Origin of the sequence: Citrobacter sp. MNAZ 1397 (assembly GCF_023613995.1) — a bacterium.
GTDB lineage: Bacteria > Pseudomonadota > Gammaproteobacteria > Enterobacterales > Enterobacteriaceae > Phytobacter > Phytobacter ursingii.
The window spans coordinates 1913933-1934038 of sequence record NZ_JAKIVH010000001.1; the positions used below are offsets into that span (position 1 = coordinate 1913933).

Genomic DNA, 20106 nt, shown 5'->3' on the forward strand with positions numbered 1-20106 from the left:
GTATCTAATGGGAAGATTAGCATAACGTGCTGAAATGATAATGGTATGGGTTAACTACGTGAGCCAGGACAACTGAAAATATTATTGGAGGTTGATGGAGAGGATAACGACAAGGACCAAATGGGTGGGGCAATGCCTGCGGATAACATGGTACTTAACCTGTTTAATGCGGGTAGCAGTGCAAGAGCAATAACTGTATGCCCGCCGGTAAGTTGAATCGTCTGGAGCGGGTCATATCTGATTCTTGTCACCCCCTAAATATCAACAACCCCGCAGTACCCACACAGAAGAAATGGATGCTAATTCACCCGCTATTCGTCACATGGCTGCACATTGTAATTACTAAAATGGGAGGGCTTACTAACTGAAGGAAGAGAAAATGGCAATTCAAGGAATTGGAAGTACGGCTTCGCTATTGAACACCATCGGCAGAAAAACAGAGCAGCAACAGGATTTCAAAAATCTGATGGCAAAAGCGACCGATAACCTAAACGCTATGTTGTCAGACAAGGCGCAAGCTTCAACCATGAGCAATGGCGCAACACAATCGAGGACTACGGTACAGGAAGACATTTTACGCTATGCACAAGCCAGCTCACAGGATGCAGAAAGACTCGCGTATGATATGGCTTACAGTCGCAGCGATATCTGCTATGACCTGAGTGACTCGATAAAAACCAACAGGATGGAAGACGTCAAACTGGCTTCCACCGGAGAAAAAGTTGGAGATGATTACAAGAGTCAGTTTTACTTGAACGCATCGAAAATCGATGCGCAGCGGATGCAGATTTACAATACGGAGAAAGCAAAAGGTACCGACCCTGTCATTATATTGAGTAAAATGATGGACTTCACAAACTCCCAATCAAGAGACTACCTTTCCGCTACAGGATGGTTGGCTTAATTAAATTTGGTGCCCAAAAGCCAGCCTTCGTGCCGTATTTTTGGCATCACGGTCATTAATAGAGGCAATTTATAACTTTTGCCTCTAATGGCGCTATCAATGGCAGGTTTGTGCCAGGAGCAGAAGTTGAAGAATCATCTTTGCGAGTAAAATATAACAATACTTTGATGGCGCAGCGGGCATCACTACCTTAAAAGATGATATGTAAAAGGGATTGATTGAATTCTGGAATCCGGACGTGGGTGTATTGATGATGGAGCCGAGTTGAGATATACGATATGAAGAGGCCAATAGTGCACAAAAATGATCGTCTGCCAGCGCAGAGAACAAACCTCTCTACACCTGAAGCACGGCAGCGCGTTATCAATGGACTTGCTACGACGGCTAAAGCTGACTTCGTCTCCTTAGTTCATTGGCTGAAAGTAGGTAAACAGAATGGTGAACCTATTCCATTAGCTAAATGTGAAAGTCTTCGCATCGTTATTCTTAATCTTCAGACCCTTAAAGCCGGTGTACAAACCGACTGGAAGCAGGTGCTCCAGTTTATGGAGAAAGAAATCAAAAAAAGCCATGAACTGAAAGCCTCAGATCCTGCTCCATCGCAGATTGTTACTGGTGTTCTGAGGAATCTTAATGACATCAGCGAGAAGATAGCTTCGGGTAATGCTAATCCCGAGATGCTTGGCAGGCTCGAAAATATGCAGAAAATGGTTGCCAACCTTGAGGGCGGTGAGGATCTGCTTAATAGCATCAGCATACTAACCCGAAATGCACAGGATACTTTGCGTGGATATAGCAAGAAGCAGCCGAATTCAAAAATTAGGAAGCCTGAAAAAGTAAATCCTACACTTCGTGACGAGCAATCTTTCCGGGCCGAGTGTGCCCCTTTGATAGGGGAAAGCGATATTTTCATAATCGCGAGTTGCCTTATTTCTATGTCGGCGCGGTTGGGACAGTCCCCTGTCACTCTAGCTAAAAGAGCAGTTGCTTTAAAAGGTGTCATAAAAACTGAGCTTTTGCCCGAACTGCTTGAGTTACTTCAGCAGGATGTAGAGTTGAAGGTCTTAGTGCCGCTTCCCAGAGTCAAAGATGACAATACTCGTAGTGATGGGGGTAAGCTTGTTGGGTTGACAGGGGTCGTTGAAGGAGGCTCGTCAATCGGTGTGGAAGCGCAGCGAATTATTACCGCAGAACTTAAAAAGTTCGCGCATATCTCTGGAGTTCAGCGTATTTATCTGGATACAGCTCGTTTAGGACTGGCTTTAGAAAACGATGCGTTTAAGGTTATCGAGGAGGTTAAACGCATCGCTGTAGTGCATGACTGGAGCCCATTATCCGTTGCAGCGTATGCGACTAATAAAACGCCTGGTATCAGACCAGAAATAGCCGGTGATGTGATTACTTTACTGGCACAGGATGAGACTCTTTCAGCGAACGTCAGACGATAACTTTATTTGTATTAGCTCAGATTTGGCCTGACATAGGTGTGGCGCAGGGCCAGACTTAATCTGGCAGTCAGCTCAGTGCCAAGGGCGGACGTGACCAAAATCATCCTTTGTTAAATAAAGGGGAACAGGTCAGTTGGACTATTGATATACGGAATAGTGAAAAATTCAATGAATTAGGGAATAAGTATACGCGTGTGGAGATTAAATTTAAATGATTAGTGAGCTAAGTGAAAAGGAATATAAGGAACTTGCAGATGCGGCTGAGGGCCAAACTCTTGATGCAGTTTTATGTTATGCAGAACCAGATCCCTGCCCACCTGGCTTTAGTTTTAGTGAACGAAGAGAATTATTTTTTTTGGTATTAAAACGGCTTTTGAATGATGGACGAATTAGACTTGCCAAGCACGGTAAGTTCCTTGAAGGAAGTGTTGAGGAGCAGGTTGAACGTTTCAGACGGGCGTTCCCCCTGACAGAATCCGAGATGGAGGATGGTATCTGGTTCTTTGATGAGGCATGTCCGGGGGGAGCAGTTTGGGTACTCGAGGATGGTTCACTGGAGTGGACTTAAATGTTATTGCCTTCATGGCAATTGCATCGACATGAATGATCACCACCGCAACTGCCGCGATACACTGTGCTGGCCGGGGCTGCGGCGCTGTATTTTGCAGGGGCAGCTACAGGTGAACTGACCGGAATAATTGCCCTTGACGCGTGGGACATAAAATTTGTCAGGGTCAGTTGAGACTAACGTGATCGAAATATTATCCCGCTGTATCCTGACCAAATTGTTTTGATATCATCAATGCAAAATGTTTTGCGTCGTTGAAAAGAAGGAATTCGGATAATATGTCTAAAATTAAATTTGAACTGAGTCGTGGAAGCGACGTATTACGTGATGGCATGTTTCTGGAATTATCTGTCAGCGAGACATCTCCTTTACGGCAAATTGCTGAGGTTTTCTATTCTGACGTTTCTCACGAATTCTTTTTGACCTGCTACGAAGAGAATATCCCTCTGGAAGCAGTGGAAAAACTGATTTCGGAGGCGAGGATATCTCTCCCGCCAGTAAAGCAAGAGCAATCCACGAAGCACAGACCACATATCAATGTCTGCTCTTCGCTCAGTGCGGACGTTGCCGACCAGATGCTCTGATTTCATGCTCATGTTATCGGTTGAGCGTCCGATTAATGAAGTAAAGCAGCGTAGTGTGAATGAGGATAAAGGATGAGGGAACTAGCAGAATTAATCGATCAGCAGAGATCTGGCTGGCATACAGTTAAAGAATGGCTGCAAGAAGCAATCAATAACTATGAAGTGCTCCCTTGTAACCTGGCGCAAGCACGCGCTGATTTACATCAGCTTCAGATAACTACTTTCTCTCCGCTTGGTGCTATTGCATATGAAACGGGAGGAATACTCATTGATAATGGTTGGTTGCGGATTTTAGGCTCTGGTCACACCAGATTGCCGCGGGCTCTAGCTTCATGGACGCAGTTGGTAACAGCTGATCTGACATTTCAGGCATTGTTAATTGCCGATGATGCATCCGGAGGTTTTTTTGCACTTAACGGGGGAGGATTAGGTAAAGACCCCGGCGGGGTATATTATCTCGCACCGGATACTCTCGAATGGGAGAGTCTCAATACCAACTATTCAGGTTTTCTGCATTGGGCACTTTGTGGAGATTTGGGGTTATTCTATAAAAACGTACGCTGGACAGGTTGGCGCGAAGAAACGACTTCAATTAATTGTGACGTAGTTTACTCCTTCTATCCCTTTCTCTGGACCGAACCGCAGTTGTCTATAGAACAGCGTTCGCGGGTTACTGTGCCTGTTGAAGAACACTGGGCACTATGCCTGGATTTACGACATCAATTAACCGGCATACAGAGCAACGATTTACTTCCTCGCTGATTAAATCAACACGATATATGTAATACCTGACATGCGCCCGATTCTTGCTCAGAGCTGCCCTTTAACCCCTGCGTTGGGGCAGGTTTGTGCCAGAGGCGGACATTGCTGATATTATTACATTCGTATCAATGGGGCACAGCGCAAAACAGTAAGTCAAAATTATAAAAGCGATGAATACAAATTTGGTTGTGAGGCTAAGACTGTCCCCCAGAAAATAAATAAAAACCAAAATTTTAAGGACTAAATATGCAAATTGAACTCAGTTTTCTTGAAAAAATCGTCAATACAATATTCCTTGAAATGAAACGGCGTGGCATGGATAGTGTTACGCTAGATGAAGATTTTTATTGGAATATCCCATCGGAATCCCTTTTTGACCTACATAATGAGCCGAATCAATTAGATATAGGTCAACTGGCAGAAGACTACGAAATATTAAGGCTTGCTCATTCGCAGCACAGTCTGGTTAGTCATAATTTAAAAAACGTCTCAGCAATAATGAGATTTTTATCGGAAAAATATCCATTTTGAATGCCAAAGCTGAGCTAATTTCCACTTCCCACTCATAGCTGCCGTTCAAATATCTCGCATTCAGCACGAGAGGCGATAATCATCATCGCTGATGGGCAGAATAACAGGGCTGTCCGGGGGCACGGCAAATGACCAAAATGGCCCTGTTCCGGAAGAAAGTGGAGCTGACTGGTTACGGTATGGCCATCTCTGGTTCCGTATTCCTGAAAAGTGGTCAATGGATTGAATTGGCGCCCCGTCAGACTGTGGGCGGAAAGTTCAGAACGTTCCCTGTGTGCCAGGAACGGATATTGATGGACTAGTGATACACTCCATTGTAGTGAGGAGCGTGTAACTGACAGTTCCTTATTCGATACGTTTCACATCAGGATGACGCTCTGTTGCTGCTTCATGGAAAATGTCGCCCAGCCAGCCCATTATCTCGCCTTCTGTCATATTGTCCGGAATAGCAATGTCGTAAAGCCGGGAGAATTTTCGTTCCGTCAGGTCTGCGCGGAATACCAGCCAGCGACCACCTTCACGCTTGACCCCAATATGTCGTCCAAAAACGTTGTAGATGAGCACTATCAGACCCCTTTCAGGAATTGTGTCACGGGGATGGTATATTCAACTCATAATGATTACTTCGTCAACAGATGCAAAATGTCATCCCCTCACCCATAACGACCTTATCGTTTTTATGCTTTTTCAATAGCTTTACACCCAGGACGTTTTTTCTCCCGTTCATTATTTGTTCTCTGTTTCATCATAAAACGATCACACGCGATACCCTTAATGTTGGGCATTCTCGTGATAAATCTGGATGACACATGAACAGTGCACTGGCAGAACTTCCGGACACCCTCGCCCCCTCGTCGCATCACTTACACAGCGCCCCGCTGCACAAGGTGTTGAGCGTCAAAAATTTAAGCAAATCCTACAACAGCCATCAGACCGTGCTGCAGGACATCAGCTTTGATCTGCACAGCGGTGAGATGGTCGGCGTGATTGGCCGTTCCGGTGCCGGTAAATCCACCCTGCTGCACGTGCTTAACGGAACACACAGCGCCACATCCGGCGAGATCCTGAGCTTCCCGGACGTGGGCACGCCACGTGACGTTTCCCGCCTTAAGGGCCGCGAACTCAGTCAGTGGCGCAGCCAGTGCGGGATGATTTTTCAGGACTTTTGTCTGGTGCCGCGCCTCGACGTGCTGACCAATGTGCTGCTGGGCAGGCTCAGCCAGACCTCAACCTTCAAGTCGTTGTTCAAAGTTTTCACCGCCGAAGACAGGGCAAAAGCGATTGCGCTGCTGGAGTGGCTCAACATGCTGCCGCACGCGCTGCAACGTGCTGAAACCCTTTCCGGCGGCCAAATGCAACGCGTGGCAATTTGTCGGGCGTTAATTCAGAACCCCTCGATTTTACTGGCGGATGAACCCGTCGCCTCGCTGGATCCCAAAAATACGCAGCGCATTATGCGCGTGTTACGAGAAGTGAGTGAGCAAGGCATCAGCGTGATGGTAAACCTGCATTCCGTGGAACTGGTCAAGGAATACTGCACGCGCGTTATCGGCATTTCGCAGGGACGGATTGTTTTTGATGATCACCCTTCTGCGTTGACGCAGGACGTTTTGCTCGTTCTTTATGGTGATGAAATAAGTCAGTTGCATTAATTCTTCCTTCAATTGAGACGACACAGGCAATGACAATGAAAAAGCATATTGCAGGCGCATTCCGTTTATCGGCATTGATGACAGGTCTTCTGCTGGCGTGGCAGGTAAGCGCGGCTGAACAACCGAAGGAATTAAATCTGGGTATCCTCGGCGGGCAGAACGCCACCCAGCAAATTGGCGATAACCAGTGCGTTAAAGATTTTCTGGACAAGGAACTGGGCGTCGACACCAAATTGCGTAACTCGTCGGACTACTCTGGCGTTATTCAGGGCTTGTTGGGCGGCAAAGTCGACGTGGTGCTGAGCATGTCGCCTTCATCGTATGCTTCGGTCTATATCAACAACCCGAAAGCGGTAGATATTGTGGGTCTCGCCGTGGACGATAAAGACCAGTCGCGCGGTTATTATTCAGTGGTTATCGTCAAAGCAGACAGCCCTTATCAAAAACTGGAAGACCTGAAAGGCAAACCGTTCGGCTTTGCAGATCCGGATTCCACTTCGGGCTTCCTGATCCCGAACCAGACGTTCAAACAGCAGTTCGGCGGTAATGCTGATAACAAATACAACAACTTCTTCTCCAGCGTCACCTTCTCCGGCGGCCACGAGCAGGACATCCTGGGCGTGCTGAACAACCAGTTTGCGGGCGCAGTGACCTGGACTTCTATGGTCGGCGACTATAACGCTGGCTACACCGTGGGCGCATTTAACCGTCTGATTCGTATGGATCATCCGGATCTGATGAAGCAGATCCGCATTATCTGGAAATCACCGCTGATCCCAAACGGCCCTATTCTGGTCAGCAACAGCCTGCCGGCTGACTTCAAAACCAAAGTCGTTAGCGCCATCAAAAAACTCGATACCGATAACCACGCCTGCTTCGTCAAAGCGATGGGCGGCACACAGCATATCGGTCCTGGCAGCGTGGACGATTTTAAACAGATTATTGATATGAAACGTGAGCTGGTGACAGCACGTTAATTCACGACCACTTGCTTTGAAAAAATAGCCCCAGGCTGAACGCCCGGGGCTTTTGTTCGAGTGTTGTATCCGCCTAAGACCGGTTAGCCATGAACACGAATACGTCGTTTGAGCAGTATTACCAGAACATCAGAATGCGCCAGAAACGTGACACGGTCGCCTGGTCGCTGGTGTTACTTATACTCTATTTTGCCGCCGGAAACGCCGCCGAATTTAACCTGAATACCATCTGGCATTCACTGCCGAATTTCTTCGACTACATGCTGGAAACCGTGCCGACGCTGCATGTATCCACACTCTTTGCCGACAGCCACACCAGTGGGTCACTGGCTTACTGGGGCTATCGTCTGCCTATACAGCTCCCGCTTATCTGGGAAACCCTGCAACTGGCGCTGGCGGCCACGCTGGTATCGTTTGTCGCGGCAACGGCACTCGCCTTTCTGGCGGCAGGAAACACCTGGTCGCCGCCGCTGGTGCGTTTTGGTATCCGTGCGCTGGTGGCCTTTTTAAGGACTATGCCAGAACTGGCGTGGGCGGTTATTTTTGTGATGGCCTTTGGCATTGGCGCGATCCCCGGTTTTCTGGCGCTCATGCTGCATACCGTCGGTAGTCTGACCAAGCTCTTCTACGAAGCGATTGAAAGCGCAAACGACCGGCCTGTGCGTGGTCTGGCCGCCTGTGGTGCGAGCCATTTTCAGCGTATCCGCTTCGCCCTGTGGCCACAGGTAAAACCCCTTTTTCTCTCCTATGGGTTTATGCGCCTTGAGATCAACTTCCGCTCCTCCACGATTCTCGGTCTGGTGGGCGCAGGGGGCATCGGCCAGGAGCTGATGACCAATATCAAACTCGACCGCTACGATCAGGTCAGCATCACGCTACTGCTGATTATTATTGTCGTCGCGGCACTGGATACCCTGTCTGGCCGTCTGCGCCAGTGGGTTCTGGAGGGGGGAAAATGAGTCACTGGCAGGCCGTACCCGATGTGGCACTCAGTCGTCAGCAGCATAAGGCGTTGTTCCAGGCACAGGGGCGTTATTTACGCCGTCTGGGTCTGATTGCCCTGGCGGGAGTGCTTTATTACCTCTGGTTTTTTACCCGCTTTGGCATCCCGCTCGATCAGGCACTGGACGGCATGAGGCAAATTGGCCGTTACATTCTGCGGATGTTTGTCTGGCAGGACTTTATGCACTGGCCGTTTCGCTACTACTTCACCCAGATTGCCCTTACGCTCGCCATTGTATTTGCCGGCACGCTGACGGCCACCTTTATCGCGCTACTCCTCTCTTTCTTTGCCGCACGTAACATTATGCGAGGCGGTGTTGCCGGGGCAGTGGCATTTTTGATGCGTCGTCTGTTCGACGTGCTGCGCGGTATTGATATGGCTATCTGGGGACTTATCTTTGTCAGAGCGGTGGGACTTGGCCCTCTGGCCGGGGTGCTGGCGATCATCATGCAGGACACGGGATTGCTGGGGCGTTTGTATGCGGAAAACCACGAGGCGGTGGACCGCTCACCGGGGCGCGGGCTGACGGCGGTGGGCGCCAGCGGTTTACAAAAACACCGCTTTAGCACCTTCACTCAGTCATTTCCGACCTTTCTGTCGCTCAGCCTCTATCAAATTGAATCGAATACCCGGTCGGCGGCGGTACTGGGCTTTGTCGGCGCGGGCGGCATCGGCCTGATTTATGCCGAAAATATGCGCCTGTGGAACTGGGATGTGGTGATGTTCATCACCCTGATTCTGGTGGCTGTCGTAATGGCGATGGATGCGGCATCCGCCTGGCTGCGACGCCGCTATATCACTGGCAAACCGGTTCCGCTCTATAAAGCGCCGTAGCGGTTTAGTCCAGTCGCCAGTTCAATACCGGCCAGCGGCGCTGTTCTCCCTGCGCGGCCAGTTGGGGACATGGATTGACCAGAAAGACCTCGTCGGCACGCAGGCACAGGGGTAGATCATTGATTGAATCGGTGTAAAACGTCAGCGGACCCGCGTACTGCGGTTGCGCCGCCAGCCAATGGTGAAGGCAGGTAATTTTGCCCTCCTGATAGCTGGGTGTGCCGTCAATGATGCCGGTATAGCGGTCATTATCCATTTTGACCTCGATGCCAATGGCGTGCTCGATACCCAGCACCGGCGCGATAGCCTTCACCAGAAGGCTGACGGAGGCCGAGATAATCAGTATCGGTTGATGTTGCGCCTGCAATGCGCGGATAAGCGCAAGCGCCTGCGGATAAATACGCGGGCGGATGTCTGCCTGCACGCAGCGCGCCACCAGTTGGTCAACATCATCACGACTGAGTTCGACGAGCGCAGACATGATCAGCGCAACATATTCGTGGAGATCCATCTCCCCCCGCGCGTAGTCGAGCATCAGGCGTTCTTCATGCTGCAAATAGTCCGGGTCGCTGACATACCCTTCGCGGACCAGAAAACGACTAAAGAGGGTGCTGCTATCGCCATCTATCAACGTATTGTCCAGATCGAACACGTAAAGTGCTTGCGACATCGTGGTTTCCTTTTTTGTCCGTTTTGGACGCAACAGCCTGACAAAAAAATATGACACCCCGATGTTGATCGCCGCACATTTCATTCATTGAAAAATGGCGGTTTTACGAAAACAGGCACACGCTTGTGATCGGGGCAATACCGCTTTGTAACGGTCTTGATCAATGATGAGTTAATAAGATCCGTTTTTCTATTCATTACCCACAAACTGTGTTGCTTATAAGAAAGGAATTGGCTATCAAATCTGTAGATTCATTCAAATACCTCTAACTGGAAGCAGTGTATATCGTAACGAGACTCACTAATGCAAATGGAGCCAGATATGAGCATGTCAGAAGATACGTCCCCGGAATCCTCCGCAGGCAAATGCCCTTTTCATGAAGGCGGCGCAAAACCCGCGAAGAAAAGCAGTGTCACCACCAACCGTGACTGGTGGCCAGAGCAATTGCGTGTGGACCTGCTTAATCAACATTCCAACCGTTCCAATCCCCTGGGTGAAAGCTTCAATTATCGTGAAGAGTTTAAAAAACTCGACTACTCCGCGCTAAAAGCCGATATCAGAAAAGTGCTGACCGACTCTCAGGAGTGGTGGCCTGCTGACTGGGGTAGCTATATCGGGCTGTTCATTCGTATGGCCTGGCACAGTGCCGGGACCTATCGCACCATTGACGGACGTGGCGGTTCAGGACGCGGACAACAGCGTTTCGCCCCGCTCAACTCCTGGCCGGATAACGTGAGTCTCGACAAAGCGCGCCGCCTGCTGTGGCCAGTGAAACAAAAATATGGGCAGAAGATCTCCTGGGGTGATTTGATCATCCTTGCCGGTAACGTGGCGCTGGAAAATGCCGGGTTCCGTACCTTTGGTTTCGGCGCAGGCCGTGAAGATGTCTGGGAACCGGATCTCGACGTAAACTGGGGGAATGAAAAAAACTGGCTTGAGCACCGCCACCCGGAAAGCCTTGCCCAACAGGCGATCGGCGCCACCGAAATGGGGTTAATTTACGTTAATCCGGAAGGCCCTAACGCCAGCGGCGAACCGACTTCTGCCGGTGCGGCGATTCGCGCCACCTTTGGCAATATGGGTATGAACGATGAAGAGATTGTCGCCCTGATTGCTGGCGGTCATACGCTGGGTAAAACCCACGGCGCAGCCTCCGCCGACCACGTTGGCGCCGAGCCGGAAGCGGCGTCTATTGAATCTCAGGGCTTAGGCTGGCACAGCAGCTACGGTAGCGGTGCGGGTGCTGACGCCATCACCTCAGGCCTTGAAGTGGTGTGGACACAAACGCCGACCCAGTGGAGCAACTACTTCTTCGAGAACCTGTTCAAATACGAATGGGTGCAGACCCGCAGCCCGGCCGGGGCAATTCAGTTTGAAGCGAAAGATGCGCCGGACATCATTCCTGACCCGTTCCACCCGGAGAAAAAACGCAAACCCACGATGCTGGTGACGGACCTGACGCTGCGTTTTGATCCTGAATTCGAGAAAATTTCCCGTCGCTTCCTCAACGACCCGCAGGCCTTTAATGAAGCCTTCGCCCGCGCCTGGTTCAAACTGACTCACCGCGATATGGGGCCGAAATCTCGCTACATTGGTCCGGAAGTGCCGAGCAAAGACCTCATTTGGCAGGATCCGCTGCCTGCAGCCGTTCACAAACCGAGCGATCTGGACATTGCCAGCCTGAAAACGGCAATTGCCGAATCGGGTCTGTCGGTGAGCGAGCTGGTTTCCGTAGCCTGGGCGTCAGCGTCCACTTTCCGTGGCGGCGACAAACGTGGCGGCGCCAACGGCGCGCGTCTGGCATTAGCGCCGCAGAAAGACTGGGAAGTAAACGCCATCGCGGTCAAAGTACTGCCGGTACTGCAGGGTATTCAGCAGACGTCCGGTAAAGCGTCACTGGCCGACATTATTGTGCTGGCAGGTTGCGTGGGTATCGAGCTTGCGGCTGCCGATGCCGGCGTGAAAATCAGCGTGCCGTTCACGCCGGGTCGCGTTGACGCCAGTCAGGATCAGACCGACGTGGAGTCGTTCAAATGGATGGAGCCGTTGGCCGACGGTTTCCGCAACTACCGTCGCGTGGCAGATGAGATGCCGACCGAAACGCTGCTGATTGATAAAGCGCAACAGCTGACGCTGACCGCGCCGGAGATGACCGTTCTGGTGGGTGGCCTGCGCGCGCTCGGCGCCAACTACGACGGCAGCCAGCATGGCGTCTTCACCGACCGCGTTGGCGTACTCAGCACCGATTTCTTCGTCAACCTGCTGGATATGCGTACCGCGTGGAAACCGGTTGATGAGAAAGCGGAGCTGTTTGAAGGCCGTGACCGGGCCAGCGGCGAAGTGAAATACACCGCCACCCGTGCCGACCTGATCTTTGGTTCTAACTCGATTCTGCGTGCCCTTGCCGAGGTGTACGCCAGCGATGATGCCAAAGAGAAGTTTGTCGCTGACTTCGTCGCCGCATGGACGAAAGTGATGAACCTCGACCGTTTCGACCTGCTATAACCGACATCACCCGGCGAGTTCCCTCGCCGGGTGTTTACTCGCTCAAAAAGAGATACGGTTTTTCACTTTGTGGATGCTGTTCCACCCGCACATCCGCCTGATACCATTTTTCGATGATCGATTTCTGAATCACCGACCGCGGCGTACCCTGCGCCACCAGTTTCCCCTGATGCAACAGTAAAATCCGGTCTGCCCATAGCGCCGCCAGATTCAGATCGTGGAGCACCGCGCAAACGTGCAGTTTTTCGCGCCGGGTCAGGCTTTTCATCAGGCGTAGCAACTGCTGCTGATGGTAGAGATCCAGCGCTGAGGTCGGTTCATCAAGAAACAGCCAACCCTCTGGGCCATCGTCCTGCCAGAGCTGCGCCAGACTGCGCGCCAGTTGCACACGCTGCTGCTCCCCACCGGACAGGGTGCTGTAGCGGCGGCCCGCCAGTTCGCGACAACCGGTCAGCGCCATCACGTTGCGCACAATCTCACTTTCGCGGCCAGGCCCCCAGGGTGCACGCCCCATGGCGATAACGCCTTCAACCGGCCAGTCAAAGTGCATCCGGGTTTGTTGTAGCATCACCGCCCGGTGACGGGAGAGCGCCTCCGGCGGCCAGTCATGTAACGGGCGCCCCTCCAGGCAACATCGGCCTTCGTTGGCAGCCAAAAACCCGGTCAGCAGGCGCAGCAATGTCGATTTCCCGGCGCCATTGGGACCGATCAGCGCCACCAGTTCGCCCGCGTCAAGGGTGACGGAAACATCGTTAATCAACCGGCGCGCCCCCACCCACAGGCTGAGGTGCTCTGCCGTTAAACACTTAACCATGAGCGCCCCTCCCCTGACGGAAGATAAGCCACAGGAACCACGGCGCGCCCAGCACGCTGGTGAGTAACCCTACCGGCATTTCTGCGGGTACCACCACTGTGCGGGCAACCGTATCGGCAATCAGCAGGAGCATGGCTCCGGCCAGCACCGAACCGGGCACCAGCGCCCGGTGGTCCGCCCCCAGCCACAGGCGCATCAGGTGCGGCACCACCAGTCCAATAAAGCTGATAATGCCGCTGATGGCGACGCTGGTGGCCACCAGTAGCGCGCTGCACAGCAGTAACAAACGCTGCAACACAGGCACATTCACCCCGAGGTAATGCGCTTCTTCATCGCCCAGTTGCAGCAGGTTGAGCTGTCCGGCTACGCGCCAGACCACGGCGACAGACGGCGCCATCAGCGTAGCGGCGACGGCAAGCGTTGACCACTGCGCCTGCCCAAGCCCGCCCATCCCCCACAGGGAGAGCTGGCGCAACTGGGCATCGCTACTGATCCATGACAGCACCCCCACCAGCGCACCGCACAGGGCGTTAATGGCAATCCCTACCAGCAGCAGTTGTGAGAGCGAGCTGTCGCGGGTTTTGCTGAGGATAAAGATAACCATCATCACCCCGGCGCTACCGACAAATGCCGCCAGCATCGGCGCATACAGGGCGACAATGGCGGGAACCGTCAGCGGCAATACCAGCCAGCAGGCGACCGCCAGCGCCGCGCCACTGCTGACCCCCAACAGGCCGGGATCGGCCAGCGGATTACGAAACAGCCCCTGCATCACGCAGCCGGAAAGCGCCAGCGATGCGCCGACCACCAGCGCCAGCAGCACGCGCGGCAGACGGATGGTCAGCCAAATCTGGCGCAACGCGTCATCACCGCTGTGCCAGAGGCTGGCAAGCGGGAGCTGCATCGCCCCGACCGTACTGGCCATCAGCGTTACCCCTGCCAGCAGCGCCATCAACCCCCACAAATAGCGATTCACAGGGCGCATTACGGCAATTGCTCTGCTTTCGCGCGTAGCGCTTTTAACGCCTGTGGGGTGCGAACGCCAAAACCGAGCAGCGCGATATCATCAACGATCAGCAGGTGCTTACTGCGCCCGGCGGGCGTTTGTGCAAGACCGGGCAGTTTCCACAAATTCTCTTCCCCGCCCATGCTTTTGACGCCGTCAGCGGAAATCACTACCAGGTCCGGTTTGCTGGCGATAACGCCCTCTTGCGAGAGGTTGCGATAGTGGCTAAAGCCCTGCATGGCATTGGTTAAGCCTGCGGCGCGAATCGCCCCGTCGGCGGCGGTCTCCTGCCCTGCGACCATCGATCCCATTCCGCCGTGGCTGAGAATAAACAGCACGCGTTTGTTAAGCGGCTGCGTTGGTAGTGCAGCGATTTCAGCATCCAGTTTTTTGCGCAGTACGGCCCCTTCGTCAGTTTTCCCGATCGCCGCGGCGACAACCTCCACTTTCTTATCAATAGCCGCCACGTCATAACCGCCGGGCACGCTCACCAGCTTGACGTTGTTCTCTTCCACTTTTTTCAGCACCAGCGAGGGCTGCGCCTGGGCGCTTGCCAGTACGAGTGTCGGGCGCAGCGAGAGGATGCCTTCGGCATTCAACTGGCGCACATACCCCACGTCGGGAAGCTTTTGTACCTCAGCAGGCCAGGTGCTGGTGCTGTCGCGCGCGACCATCTGCGGCCCCGCCCCCAGCGCCCAGGCAATTTCCGTGACATCGCCGCCAAGCGTGATAATCCGTTCGACGGCAGCGTTGGCCATCAGCGGCAGCGCTGCCAGCAGCAAGAGAAGTTTTTTCATGCCGCTTTTCCTTTCTCTGCCAGCGTGTCAATTTGTGCGCGCCACAGGCTCTGTTCCGGCTGGCCTTCACTGCGCTGGCCGTAAAACTGGGCGATCTGCGTGCCATCGGCGGCAAACAGTTCGAGACTGGTAACATGCCCGTCGGCTGTCGGCTTGCGGGTTACCCAGCTTTCGGCGATGGCCTCTTCGCGCAGATGCAGGGTGAAGGCCGGGTTGAAAATATTGATCCAGCTTGCCATCGGCGTCACCTTTTCCAGCGCGCCGGTGAAGATCTGCACGCAGCCACGGTTGCCGACGAAAATCATGATTTCGTTGCCCTCACGCACCACGGTTTCCAGCAGTTGCGGCAGGGCATCGTTCGCCACACGCAGGGCGAGATCATCCCCCACCAGGCGGAAGGCCTGCTGGCGTGAAATATTGTGTTGTTTCAGCAGGCCGAAGAACTGATGCACATCGGTCATTGCGCGCCAGGCTTTGTCCAGCGCTACGCCATCCGCATTCCGGGCGTAGTTAGGTGCATCGACCGGTTGCAGTGCGAGCGGCTGCGCGTGAGGAGCGCTAAAACGACCGACCACGTCGTTCCATGCGGCGCGATCGGTCTGTTCCGTGGCATAGACCTTCAGCACCGCATCACCCTGATGGTCAAAGAACTGGATGCTCTGGCGTTCCCCGCGCGCACTCGCGTCACGCACAAAAAAGGCGCTGGCCCACTGGCTGATAAACAGGCGCAAATCGAGCGCCCGTGGGTTCAGCACTAAACCGGCACGTTCACTGATATGCTGGTTGGTAAAACGCCCGAGATGTTCGTGCACCGCATATTCATTGCGACAAATGCACTTCGTTTCCCCCACCAACTCGAGGGCGCTCAGGATCTCGCGTGCGTCATGCGTCAGCGCGGTGGCGTCATGCCCTGTGCGGGCAAACGTGAGTTGCGCTTCGCTTATTCCCATCTCAGTGGCGATGTCGCGCGCGTATTTGCCCGGCGTGGCGGTTTTCAATACCTGATACTGCTGCCAGGTAGCCGCGTAATCTTGCGATGAAGAGATCATGGGTGTGCTTCCTTTATGATATTCAGCTCCGGCGCACAGGCCGGAGGTGCAGGTTAAATGGAATAAAAATCAGAAATCGACGTTGACGCCCAGTTGCCATGTTCGGCCTGGCATCACGGCCAGCGCTTTGTCGTAAGCATCCTGATGGGTGGTCTCTTCCTGGGTACGGCTGTTGAGGTAATCCCAGTATTTGCGATCGGTGATGTTATAAACGCCGCCGCGCAATTTGACGTTCTTCGCCACCTGCCAGTACGCGGTCCAGTCCAGCAGGCCATAGCCCGGCACGCGCATATACTCGGTGCTGGCATCGCCAAGGGGCGAGCCGTTATTGCTGAAGGATTCGCGGGTTGTCGCGGTGGCCTGTTTGCCTTTCACGAAGGTGGCGGTCAGCGCGGTGCCGTAACGTTTAGCCGGGTCATCCCAGGCTACGCCTGCGATGGCTTTCATCGGCGCGACGCTATCAAGGTCGATATATTTGTCGCCCATATAGCTCGATTTCGACTGGCCCTGCGTATAGCCGTACGCCAGGGTCGCGCTCAGGCCATTGACCTCTTCAAACCAGGTGCCGAAATTGAATTTGGCGCTGATTTCACCGCCATAGATAAAGGCTTTATCGCGGTTTTCCGCCTGATAAGTGGTGTAGATATTGGACGGTATGCGGGTGAACTTGTCCGGGTTGCCGGTGCGGGTGTAACGCGTATAGGCGATAAAGTTCTTATAGCTGTTGTAGAACAGCGCGGTGCGCAGGGTGACGCCTTCCACCACCTCACCTTTCATCCCCCACTCAAGGTTATCGCTGGTTTCGGTTTTAAGGTCGGTATTGCCGATCAGCGCATACTGCCCGCGCCCGGCATAGTTTGAGCCCAGGTTCCAGGAGCCGTACAACTGGCTGGCGTTAGGGAATTCCGCCCCACGCTTGTATTGCAGATAGGTCATCAGACGCGGGGTCAGATCGTACTGGAAGGTCAGCGACGGCAGCCACTGGGTATCTGAGTTTTTACCATACAGCGTGGCAACATCGGACTCATCCAGTACCGGGCTGTTGCTGGTCAGGCTGGCGAGGTTGTCTGGTTTCATCGACTGATGGACAACGCGCACGCCTGGGATAATCGCAAAGTTATGGTCGGCAAGATCGAAATTAATCTGATCCTGGGCGAACGCCCCCAGCGTGTAGCCACGGCTGTCTGCTTCCGGCTGCATAATTTCGCTAAAAACACTCGGAATGGGCGACTGGCTAAACGGACGCTGCGTTTTGGTGGTACTGGCGTTGAAACCGGCGCTTAAATCGTGCCGCCCAAGGGTTTTCGTCAGCGCGTTGGTGATGCCCCAGGTATCGGTATCGTAGTTGGAATTAACGGTTTCCATCGACAGCGTGGTGCTGTCCGGCATGTATGTCCAGTCGTGAGCTTCGGTATGCTGGTAGTACACTTTGGTGGACATGCTGTCCAGCCACGCATTCACCGGCGTCCAGTCATCTTTCAGGCTGACGCCCCAGCGACGCGTCTGGCTGGTCTGGTTGGCATTGCCGATAATGGAACTGCCCGCGCTGTTCCACGCATCGTAATGGGTGTGGTTGGTTTTGTGGTAGTAATCGAACGTGCCGGTAAATTTATGTGTCTCATTCGGCTGCCAGATACCGGAAGCCAGCATCGCATCTGAGTGCCAGTTTGCCGGGTAGGCGTCAATAGTGCCGCTGTTATTACGGGTCTGCTGACCATCGCGGCGGCTGTAAACAAAGATACCGCGCAGGGTTTCATCGCCGCCCGCCGCCGTCAGGCCATTGTGCCAGCTACGGTCCGCTGAATCATAATCAGACTGGTAACCGAAGTAAGTCTGCTTACCCGGGTGCAGGTAAGTGTCTGCCGACTTCGGCTGGAACGAGACGTTGCCGCCGATAGAGGTATTGGCGGTTTCGGTGGAGGTGGCGCCAGACTGAATATCAATCCCACCGTACATATACGGGTCGATATAATCGCGGCCAATACCAAAGGTGTTCAGGCCCGCGCGGCTGACATAGCTACGCCCGGTGGCATCGGGTTGCGCAATGCCGTCAACGTCGATACCGACACGGTTACTTTCCAGCCCGCGAATGTTGTATCCGGTATAACCGCCACGGTCGAAGCCGCTTTTGCCATTGCCGGACCCTCCGCTTGCGCCGGTGGCGCTAATAAGCGGTTCATAGCGCATGACTGAGCCAAAATCGTTGGCGCCTTTGTTTTGCAGATCCTCGGCGCTCACCCTATGGCTGCTGCCCGCTTTCAGTATCGGTACAGGGGCGGTAACAACCATCTCCTCGGCATTGTCCTGCCGGGTATCGTCCGGGGTGGTCTGTTTGACGTGAGTATCAGCCGCCATAACCGTGGTCTGATACAGTGCTGCGAGCAGTGAAGTCACCAGGGCGCTCTTACGAAACGGTGCCCGGGAAAGTTGCGATGTACCCATAATTTTGCAAGCCTTAGAATTTATTAGTATCAGGCCCACCGTGCTTCCAGTCTTTTTATTGAGCGGGTGATGTCAGCACAGGACACACAGCTTCGCTCTTTTTCTTGATCGGAATCATAATGATAACTATTATCAGTTGCAACAACTTCGCAATTTCTTCACGCTTTGCGCATTCTTTTGTCTACACTAAGCCAACGTTTACACTTGCTGGTTAACACGATTATGCAAACCAAACCCGCCATCACCTTACAGTACTGCTCCCAGTGCAACTGGATGCTTCGCGCCAGCTGGATGGCGCAGGAACTCCTTCACAGCTTTAGTACCGACTTAGGTTCCGTTACCCTGGCGCCAGGTACGGGCGGTATTTTTGTCATTGATATTGACGGTAAGGTTATCTGGGACCGTAAAGTGGATGGCGGTTTTCCGGATGCGGCTGAGCTGAAACGCCGCGTGCGGGATTACTGCTTCCCGGATAAAGATCTTGGGCATGTGGAAAAGAAAAACAATTAGCTCTCAGGGAATGTGCGAGCCATCAATATTGGATGCTCGCGCATCAATAAATATCAGAGACAAACAGCACCGTGGTACCTTAATCCCTTTTTTCACCACCGTGCTTATATTTTCTCAAAAGACGGCTGCAAATAATCCTCCACGCAGTAAATATATATTTACCCCGCTCAATCCAACCCATTGATTAAAAAGAGATCACTTTATTTAAGTGATCTGCTTCATATTATTTATTTTCCCCCATTAAGCCTTTTCTGCTGCCCGATATGATGCGAAAAATATCAACAATGGAGATAACAATGAATAAAGATGAATCAATCAAGGATATCGGCTTATTTACCGATGCGGATACAGAATGCATGAAATCATTTTCCCATCTTGCAGAAATGATCGCAGGACTGATAGGCCCACACTGCGAAGTGGTGCTGCATTCATTTGAAGATCACAATGCCTCGGTGAATAAAATTATTAATGGCCACCACACCGGCAGAACAGTCGGCTCGCCTATTACTGATATGGGACTTAAGACCCTGCAATTGTTCAACAAAACGGGCATCAATAATACGCTGAGCTATTTTACGCGAAATAAGAAAGGCGAATTGTTTAAATCAGCGACATCGGTGTTATTTGGCGAAGAAGGGAAAGCGATTGGGCTATTTTGCGTCAATATCAATCTCTCGGTTCCCTTTCACCAGATGCTCGAAACCCTGATCCCGGACAGTGAGGCCCCCATGCCTTTTACCGAACATTTCGCTGCCAGCCCGCATGAGGTTGTAATGGAAGCGGCAGATAAGGTCATTGCCAGCGTACAAAAAGACGTCATGATAACCCGCAAATTCAAAAACAAAGAGGTGGTTAATCAGCTGTATAATAACGGGATTTTCGAACTAAAAGACGCGGTTAAAATTGTCGCTGCCCGTCTTGGTATCACCCGCTATGCCATCTACAAGTATCTGCGTGAACGTAAGTCCCACCAGGCATAATGCCTGTCGTTGCGCGGCCATCATGGCTGCGCCCTGCTCCTTTTTCGCTTCAGTGCCGATATCTGTCACA

General features: G+C 52.7%; 20 protein-coding genes. 13 read left to right on the forward strand and 7 right to left on the reverse strand.

Going from position 1 to position 20106, the window contains the following annotated elements; all coding sequences use genetic code 11:
- The first annotated feature begins 379 nt into the window (after positions 1-379).
- From L2097_RS08815 to L2097_RS08840, 6 genes are all read left to right on the forward strand, one after another.
- Positions 380-904: a hypothetical protein gene (locus tag L2097_RS08815; RefSeq protein ID WP_250352631.1), complete on the forward strand. Its 525-nt coding sequence runs from the start codon at positions 380-382 to the stop codon at positions 902-904.
- A 293-nt stretch (positions 905-1197) separates the two neighbouring features.
- Positions 1198-2352 carry a hypothetical protein gene (locus L2097_RS08820; RefSeq protein WP_250352632.1) on the forward strand — a complete coding sequence of 385 codons (1155 nt, stop codon included), beginning with the start codon at positions 1198-1200 and terminating at the stop codon, positions 2350-2352.
- A 211-nt stretch (positions 2353-2563) separates the two neighbouring features.
- Positions 2564-2920 (forward strand): DUF596 domain-containing protein, encoded by a 357-nt coding sequence (locus L2097_RS08825; RefSeq protein WP_250352633.1) that lies wholly within the window; start codon positions 2564-2566, stop codon positions 2918-2920.
- Positions 2921-3198: 278 nt separating this feature from the next.
- Positions 3199-3504, forward strand: coding sequence for a hypothetical protein (locus L2097_RS08830; RefSeq protein ID WP_250352634.1), 306 nt, complete (start codon positions 3199-3201; stop codon positions 3502-3504).
- A gap of 72 nt (positions 3505-3576) precedes the next feature.
- Positions 3577-4266 carry a DUF2625 family protein gene (locus L2097_RS08835; RefSeq protein ID WP_250352635.1) on the forward strand — a complete coding sequence of 230 codons (690 nt, stop codon included), beginning with the start codon at positions 3577-3579 and terminating at the stop codon, positions 4264-4266.
- A 246-nt stretch (positions 4267-4512) separates the two neighbouring features.
- Positions 4513-4797 (forward strand): hypothetical protein, encoded by a 285-nt coding sequence (locus tag L2097_RS08840; protein ID WP_250352636.1) that lies wholly within the window; start codon positions 4513-4515, stop codon positions 4795-4797.
- A 345-nt stretch (positions 4798-5142) separates the two neighbouring features.
- On the opposite strand, the gene L2097_RS08845 is transcribed toward L2097_RS08840, so the two are convergent.
- Entirely contained in the window at positions 5143-5361 is a 219-nt protein-coding gene (locus L2097_RS08845; protein ID WP_250352637.1) for a DUF7661 family protein, read from the reverse strand.
- A gap of 245 nt (positions 5362-5606) precedes the next feature.
- On the opposite strand from L2097_RS08845, the gene phnC reads away from it, so the two are divergent.
- The 4 genes from phnC to phnE (L2097_RS08865) all read left to right on the forward strand — a co-directional run bounded on the left by phnC (position 5607) and on the right by phnE (L2097_RS08865) (position 9263).
- A complete protein-coding gene (phnC, locus tag L2097_RS08850) occupies positions 5607-6449 on the forward strand; it encodes a phosphonate ABC transporter ATP-binding protein (RefSeq protein ID WP_229222393.1) in 843 nt (280 codons plus the stop codon).
- 35 nt (positions 6450-6484) lie between these two features.
- Positions 6485-7426, forward strand: coding sequence for a phosphonate ABC transporter substrate-binding protein (gene phnD / locus L2097_RS08855; protein ID WP_085007358.1), 942 nt, complete (start codon positions 6485-6487; stop codon positions 7424-7426).
- An 89-nt stretch (positions 7427-7515) separates the two neighbouring features.
- Positions 7516-8385 carry a phosphonate ABC transporter, permease protein PhnE gene (gene phnE, locus L2097_RS08860; protein WP_250352638.1) on the forward strand — a complete coding sequence of 290 codons (870 nt, stop codon included), beginning with the start codon at positions 7516-7518 and terminating at the stop codon, positions 8383-8385.
- Positions 8382-9263 carry a phosphonate ABC transporter, permease protein PhnE gene (gene phnE, locus L2097_RS08865; protein ID WP_142518852.1) on the forward strand — a complete coding sequence of 294 codons (882 nt, stop codon included), beginning with the start codon at positions 8382-8384 and terminating at the stop codon, positions 9261-9263. The genes phnE (L2097_RS08860) and phnE (L2097_RS08865) overlap by 4 nt, the downstream gene beginning before the upstream one ends.
- A 4-nt stretch (positions 9264-9267) precedes the next feature.
- Here phnE (L2097_RS08865) and L2097_RS08870 read toward each other — a convergent pair whose 3' ends face one another.
- Positions 9268-9933 (reverse strand): HAD family hydrolase, encoded by a 666-nt coding sequence (locus tag L2097_RS08870; RefSeq protein WP_250352639.1) that lies wholly within the window; start codon positions 9931-9933, stop codon positions 9268-9270.
- A 321-nt stretch (positions 9934-10254) separates the two neighbouring features.
- On the opposite strand from L2097_RS08870, the gene katG reads away from it, so the two are divergent.
- Positions 10255-12438, forward strand: coding sequence for a catalase/peroxidase HPI (gene katG / locus L2097_RS08875; RefSeq protein ID WP_250352640.1), 2184 nt, complete (start codon positions 10255-10257; stop codon positions 12436-12438).
- 34 nt (positions 12439-12472) lie between these two features.
- On the opposite strand, the gene L2097_RS08880 is transcribed toward katG, so the two are convergent.
- The 5 genes from L2097_RS08880 to L2097_RS08900 form a co-directional block, all read right to left on the reverse strand.
- Complete coding sequence (locus L2097_RS08880; RefSeq protein ID WP_250352641.1) at positions 12473-13252, reverse strand: heme ABC transporter ATP-binding protein; 780 nt, start codon at positions 13250-13252, stop codon at positions 12473-12475.
- The gene (locus tag L2097_RS08885; RefSeq protein ID WP_284453924.1) at positions 13245-14237 is read right to left on the reverse strand and encodes a FecCD family ABC transporter permease; all 993 of its coding nucleotides are present in this window, start codon (positions 14235-14237) and stop codon (positions 13245-13247) included. The genes L2097_RS08880 and L2097_RS08885 overlap by 8 nt, the downstream gene beginning before the upstream one ends.
- Positions 14237-15055 (reverse strand): heme/hemin ABC transporter substrate-binding protein, encoded by an 819-nt coding sequence (locus L2097_RS08890; protein WP_250352642.1) that lies wholly within the window; start codon positions 15053-15055, stop codon positions 14237-14239. The genes L2097_RS08885 and L2097_RS08890 overlap by 1 nt, the downstream gene beginning before the upstream one ends.
- Positions 15052-16104, reverse strand: coding sequence for a hemin-degrading factor (locus tag L2097_RS08895; protein WP_250352643.1), 1053 nt, complete (start codon positions 16102-16104; stop codon positions 15052-15054). The genes L2097_RS08890 and L2097_RS08895 overlap by 4 nt, the downstream gene beginning before the upstream one ends.
- A 69-nt stretch (positions 16105-16173) precedes the next feature.
- Positions 16174-18546 carry a TonB-dependent receptor domain-containing protein gene (locus L2097_RS08900; RefSeq protein WP_250352644.1) on the reverse strand — a complete coding sequence of 791 codons (2373 nt, stop codon included), beginning with the start codon at positions 18544-18546 and terminating at the stop codon, positions 16174-16176.
- 222 nt (positions 18547-18768) lie between these two features.
- Between L2097_RS08900 and L2097_RS08905 the strand changes: the two genes are divergently transcribed.
- On the forward strand, positions 18769-19056 hold the full coding sequence (locus L2097_RS08905; protein WP_250352645.1) for an Rdx family protein: 288 nt from the start codon (positions 18769-18771) through the stop codon (positions 19054-19056).
- A gap of 296 nt (positions 19057-19352) precedes the next feature.
- Positions 19353-20036, forward strand: a complete 684-nt coding sequence (locus tag L2097_RS08910) for a helix-turn-helix transcriptional regulator (protein WP_250352646.1) — start codon at positions 19353-19355, stop codon at positions 20034-20036.
- Positions 20037-20106: the final 70 nt, after the last annotated feature.